Source organism: Acinetobacter chengduensis, assembly GCF_003664645.1.
GTDB lineage: Bacteria > Pseudomonadota > Gammaproteobacteria > Pseudomonadales > Moraxellaceae > Acinetobacter > Acinetobacter chengduensis.
In genome coordinates this window covers 21,465-27,925 of sequence record NZ_RCHC01000024.1, presented here as the reverse complement: position 1 = coordinate 27,925, position 6,461 = coordinate 21,465, and the positions used below count along the sequence as shown (strand labels likewise).

At 40.6% G+C, this 6,461-nt stretch carries 3 protein-coding genes and 1 pseudogene; 2 read left to right on the top strand and 2 right to left on the bottom strand.

The features are described from left to right. Both D9K81_RS16140 and D9K81_RS16135 read left to right on the top strand, forming a co-directional pair. Positions 1-232: pseudogene (locus tag D9K81_RS16140) on the top strand (hypothetical protein); the annotation flags it as partial. A 70-nt stretch (positions 233-302) separates the two neighbouring features. Further along, the gene (locus D9K81_RS16135; protein WP_120374826.1) at positions 303-572 is read left to right on the top strand and encodes a helix-turn-helix domain-containing protein; all 270 of its coding nucleotides are present in this window, start codon (positions 303-305) and stop codon (positions 570-572) included. Here D9K81_RS16135 and D9K81_RS16130 read toward each other — a convergent pair. Next, positions 569-1,774, bottom strand: a complete 1,206-nt coding sequence (locus D9K81_RS16130) for a tyrosine-type recombinase/integrase (RefSeq protein WP_120374825.1) — start codon at positions 1,772-1,774, stop codon at positions 569-571. The genes D9K81_RS16135 and D9K81_RS16130 overlap by 4 nt on opposite strands. A 153-nt stretch (positions 1,775-1,927) precedes the next feature. After that, the gene (locus D9K81_RS16125) at positions 1,928-6,445 is read right to left on the bottom strand and encodes a translocation/assembly module TamB domain-containing protein (protein ID WP_120374824.1); all 4,518 of its coding nucleotides are present in this window, start codon (positions 6,443-6,445) and stop codon (positions 1,928-1,930) included. Between the last annotated feature and the right edge of the window lie 16 nt (positions 6,446-6,461).

The following is a 6,461-nucleotide window of genomic DNA, read 5'->3' as shown; positions in this document are numbered from 1 at the left end:
CAAAAAGGATCGTGTGGTTATTAAAAAAGGTTCGAAGACTGGTGAAATTCTTGCGAAACGTGGCTCGATCCAACCCGATTACGCTATGAATGAATATCTGATTGAGCGCTTTAAATTATTTAGCTTGCAGTGGTTGAAATATGGCAAAGCATGGGTTGAAGAGCTGGATAATTCAATGATGTGTAAATTTGTGGAAGTACAACGTCAAATCAATTTAGCGAAGGTGGCGTGATGGATATCTATTGGTATACAGATAAAGATCCTTTACCAAGTTCTGTAGTTAAAAGTTTAAAGGAGGTGTCATGAGTAAGGTTAAATTTAGTGAAATGTCACAGCAAGACAAAGACATCTGTTTAGATCGCTTCCTTGCTGCACCAGATCAACAATTATTCACACAGGAATATATAGCAATTTACCTATCCTGTTCTACACATACCTTACAGCGCTTACGCTGTGTAGGTGGTGGCATTCCATACACCAAGGTTGGTCGTTGCGTCACTTACAAAAAGTCAGACGTCCTAGCCTACCAAGAGCGACAAACTGTAATGAATACCGCTCAACTTGCCTCTTAATCGAAGCAATTTAGTTTTCCCTGATACACGGCTTCAATGTCATTCATTGCAAGCCGTAATTTTTTAAGTGAAACCTGAACATATCCACCAGTCACATCATTTTTAGCGCCTGAGCGATGATTTAAAAGTCGCTTGATGGTATACGGGCCATAATCCAAGTTGTTGCAAATTGTGGCAAAGGTTCGACGCAAATCATGCAGGGATATTTCAATACCTGTCTGCTTGTTAATCGTATTCAATAAACCTTGAGCACCTGCGATATGTTTTGCGCTTGAAGTCATGCTTGAGCCAGGAAAAACATAGTCATTTCGACGTAGCTCATAACGCTTCTTTATAATTTCAAATAAATGATCACCCATTGGCAACAAATGATCATCCCCGTTTTTCGGGTCCTTAAAAACAAACAAGCCCTTCTCAATATCTACATTTTCCCATTTCAGTGTCTGGGCTTCATTTCTACGACACCCGGTATACATAATAAATAACACTAAATCTCTTACGGCATTTTTTGAGGCATCCTCATACAAAGACCGTTCGGTAAAGTAATTAAGAACTGCATTATAAAAAGTATGGATGCTACTTTCATCAAGGTGGCGAGTCCTAGCTTTTGTTTTATTCCATCCCCGTTTTGCCGGAATTACATCGACTGGATTGTGCTTTAAAATTGGATTCTCATCTGTGGAGCAATGCACTTGGGCGAAGCGCCACATAGATCCAAACATTTTTAAAGTGAGATTGGCTTGAGCTGGACTGTATTCGGTCAGTTTAATGAAACGGTCAAACACATCCTTTTTATTGATTTCAAATATAGGGCGTTCTTTCCAGTCCGGAAGGAAGGTATCGATGCAGTGATGGTATGTATTCACTGAAAGTGGCTTTAATTTTCTTTGCTTGAGATACAGGTCGAAAGTCTGGCTTAGGGTCATTTCATTATTTAGGATATCTTTCTTTTTTTCAAAAACGCCATTGGAGATATCAGCTAAAATAGATTGGGCCTTTTTTCTGGCTTCAGCGGGTGTAATCTCGCTGGTTTTACCAATCGTCACACGGAATAACTTTCCAGCATGTCGACGCTCAACAATATAAGATTTGCTTTTGGTCGTTACTCGGACTGCAAAACCTATTAAGTCTGCGTCACGATGGATGGCTTGTCCTTTTTCGGTCAATGCAATAGCATCAACATTAGTCTTGTTGAGTTTCATTTCAGACTTAATCTACAAATTCGACACTTGCATTTTAAGCCCGAAATTACTCAACAGTCTACATATAGTCTACACAGTTATTTTTCATGTAGACAAACAACCAAATAAGAACATATATAACAACAACTTATATAAATTCAAATGTTCTCACCCTTAGAAGCGCCAGTTGTAGAATAAGTCGATCGCGCGCTCCAAAGACTGGCTGGCTTCTAAATACAAGCGTTGATTCATTTGATAGCGCAGTGTTAATTTATTCACTGGTGTAAATACACCCACACCATAACGAATAAATAAGTCTGGCGTAATATAGCCCGTCACTGAAACTTGCGTATCATCACCCGTACCTTGCGCATCTAATGCTAAACCACTTAAACCAAATGTACGGCCAATCTGATTGGTTAAAGCACGTGTACCGCCTAAGCCCATACTAATACCTGCAGCAGCAATGGTATTATTTACATCAGATTTGAAACTTTCTGTTTGGCTTAAACCTGTCGCACCTTCATTAATACGTCCTGTAATTAAGGCATTCATCGCTTCTTGTTCAGATAAACCCGCATCATTATAAACTTGAATGCTCGGGCTCGAAGCTGTGCCCGTTACACGCACGCCCACTGTACTACTTTGAATGGTTTTATTGGCATCCACGTCTAAAGTTGGATTAGATACAGGCCCATTGAAACGAGCAATCGCACGGTTCAAGTCTAGGCTTTGGCCATAAGCTTCAATTTTCACACGCTTAGATACACCAATTGCACCGTTGGCACGCATTGCTGTTTCCAAACCACGTTGTGATAAATTCAAACGACCCAATAAAGGAATACGGCTATCAAAACCTTGGAAAATCACTTGATTACCCAAGCTCACACTGAGATCAGCGCGAATATCCCAAGGGCGCGCTGATTTTAAAATCTCCAGCTGATTATCACCTTCATGTACCACACGAACATCTGACGAAAGAACCGTAACTGGAACTGAAGATTCAGGCATTGAAATTAGAGCACGTGGCACATCGACCGTACCATTGAGTGCCAGACGCTTTTTCATTGGGTAAACATCTAGGTTTAGATCTGGTGTCACTTGCGCTGTAATCAGTGGTGCTTGACGTATGAGCAGATCCGTACCTTTTAAGCTGAGCTGTATACGTGGTTCATCTTTCCAATCCACACTACCAGTCAATTTACCCACACCACGCCCACTATTAAATGCACCGTTAATTGAGGCATTGTTTTGGCGAATCGCAGAATACAGTTGAATATTGGTCAAATTCACAGGCAATGAAATCATGCTAATTGAACCATCTTTAATACGCGCTTCACCTTCTAATAATGGCGATGTGAGTGTTCCTCTAATTTTACCTGCATAAGAAATGGTACCTCCCAAAGAACGCACATCCTGAATAAATGGTTTTAAAATTTTCAATTGCACTTTGTTAAAGGCAATTTCACCATTCATAGGTTTTGATTCTTTATAAGGATCAATCACCACATTGGCATAACCTGTACCAATATCAGGTGCTTTTACATCTAAGCGAAGCTGTAAACCTTGCGCAACGCTCTTGAGTACTAATGCGACTTCGTCATATTTCATGGTTGAACCAAGGTACTGCGGATCTTCTGCAGCCAAGCCCATCACGCCGTCACGTGTAAGTAATCGTGCATCAATTTTGGGTTGTGAACCTTTGGCCCAAGAAGCCTTAGCATAGCCATTGATTTTACCCGTCAATGCCAAACCTTCAGGCATGAAAGCCGCAAAGTCATTTAAATCCACGTTGCGCGTGGTAAATGACACATTACCACGGTTAGGACTCACACGAATCGGTTGATCAAAGCACAGTTCACTTTGCTGACTCATCCAACAATGTGCACCGATAAATACATCAGATTGCGCTGTATTATAAATAATCGAGGCATTTTGGCGTTGTACCAGACGAGTACGAAGTGAATCGAAATCACCTTTTTGAATTTGACCTAGCCAGTTATTTTGCGCATTAAAGCCACCTGCAAACTGTACACCAAATTTAGTAATTTTATTTTCTGCACTCACTTTAAGCACATGTGCATTACGCGTACCTGCCAATGACAGTGAGGCATGCAAAATACCACGGTTACCACTACGTAAATTGTCTAAATTTGCAGTCAACAATGAAGGTACAGTTTGCGATGTTGGCAATTGCCCCCGTATACGAACCTTTTGAATGCTAAATAAACTATTTAAACCAAAGTTATCAATCGCTAAATTAGCAGAAGCCTGTAGTCGAGGTTGTACCTGCATATTTAAATAACCGTATGCACGACCTCTTAAACCTGGATAAATTTCATATAAAGCTGGCGCATTTACTTTAAGTCTTAAATTTTGTGCATTGCCTGTTGCTTGTATTTGGTTACTTGCATAGGCCAAATATAAATTATTGGCTTCAAATTGTTGTGGTAGTAAGCCATTTTGATTTGAATTAATGACTATGGCTAAATTACCTTTGCCCCGTATCGGCTTATCATTAATGACACCAGCCAAATTCAAACCGTCTAACTGCACACGCTTCAAACGATCTGACCATTGACCCTGTGTTTTTACATTGCCTGATAATTCGCCACGAACATTCGAAGCAAAATAATGCGGTTTAAAACGCACCAGTGAGGCATTGACGTTCCAAGCCAAACCATCTTTCAGGTTTAAAACTCCATTGGCTAAAATTTTGCCTGCAACACCGTCATGACGTAACTCTGAAATTTTAATTAACTCAGGAGTACCTGCCACATTTAACTTTAACAACCCCTGACTCGCAGACAACTGACTTGCAGTTAAACCACCATCATATTGCACAGCAAAGCTTTTAAATGCACCGCCTTGTTTCGGATCTTGGAAAAGTAAAGCAGCCGTGCTCTTACCCATCAAACGAACAGTATCTTTCTGACCCGCTAAACGTCCAGTCAAGTCCACTGCATTTAAATGAATAATTTGCTGATTCGGCTTCGCATAACCATTGGCTTTTACTTGGCCATTTAAAACATCAATAGGCGCTGTAACTAGAATACTCTGTGGATTAAATTGGTTTGCATACAACTGCGCAGTCCACTTCAGCATGCGTTTATCATCTGGCAGTTGTACTACTGCATTACCTTTGAGTGTTCCTTGTTTTGCAATATAGCTAAAGCTCGGCACATTCAAATTATTATTTTTAAGATTTAATTGTGCTTGATACTTTCCTTCAGGAAGCATGCCTTTGTCATGTGCAGATACAGCGGTGGCAACAAAAATATCTTGCTGGCCTTCAACCAATGCTAATTTCGCATCACCAGAGGCACTACTCAACCAGCCAACATAAGGCATAGCACGGTTAATATTTTGCCAAGACACATTCATCAGCATGGGCTGAGGTTTATCATTTTTAGCTGGATTTTGGTCTAACTTTAAATTCCATGTTTCGTATTTATCAAAGTCAACCAAGGCAGTTAAATGTAAACCATTTTCGAGCGTGCCTTTAGAGCCAATTTTACCGTCTAGACTTGGTGGCAAAAAGCCCTGTACCACTTGCGGGATTAATTTATCTTTGGGATTAAGTTTGGATAATGCACCTTGAATATCCCAAGTCACATGATCTTTCCAACTCACCACACCGCCTGCACTGACTGCACCTTGCATCAACTGTGCATTTAAATCGTCAATATTCAGTTGATGAATCAAATCAGTATGCATAACGGCGCTGTACTGGCCTTCAGGGATATTTTCGCCTTTTAAATCCGTTCGCACATTTAAGTTTAAACGATCAATATTGCCCTGAAACTCTGCAACGCCATTTTTAGAATGGAGTTTAAAGTCTGTTAAAAGTGGCCAATTGTAGTTTTTAAACTTTAATGCGCCTTTCATGGGCACGTGTTCATCCATTGGGCGTACTACTGCCCAGCCTGTTAGCAAATCTGGCGTGTTGGTTGCGACACCCGCCTGAATACTTTCTAAAGTACCACGCGCAGCAACATTAATATCATGAATATTTAAGCTTTCATGTAGTGAAGGCAAGTTCACCACAGCATCGGCGTGAATAGGATAACGGCCTGTGAAGTCCATTGAACCCGTTGCACCACGTACGGCTAAATAGCCCATATCAACACGTGAGTCCTTAAACTCAAGCTTTGTACCCGACCACAGAGCATCATTTAAATGAATATCATAAAAATCCACGCCTGCCGAATGGGTCTTAATCAGCATATAGTCTACATCTGCATCATCTATACGTAGTACAAATGGCAAACGGATATCACTATAACTAAATGGTGTATCACTTGGCGGAAGTTTAGTGATGATCTGTAGATTACGAACATCTGCATGACTCAAGTGAATTTCTTTCTCTAAAATTGCACGCCAGCCCAATTTCACATCGGCGCGATCGATTTTCACATCGACGGGATTTAAGCTCACCAGTACATTACGTAAAATAATGCCACGCCATAAATTACCGCCTTCATATTCATACTGAATAATTTGCTGACGCTCTAAAACACGATCGAGTAGAAATTTACTGCCCTTGTCCGTAGAAAACATCACAGCCAATGCTGCTACGAGCAATACAATAATAAAGCCAAGCGTAAGCAAGACACTTTTTAAAATACGGCGTCTCTTAGGTACACCTTCTGGCACGTTATTGTGTTCTTGCTGCTGTTCTTGATCAGCCATAAATCTCTCTATTACC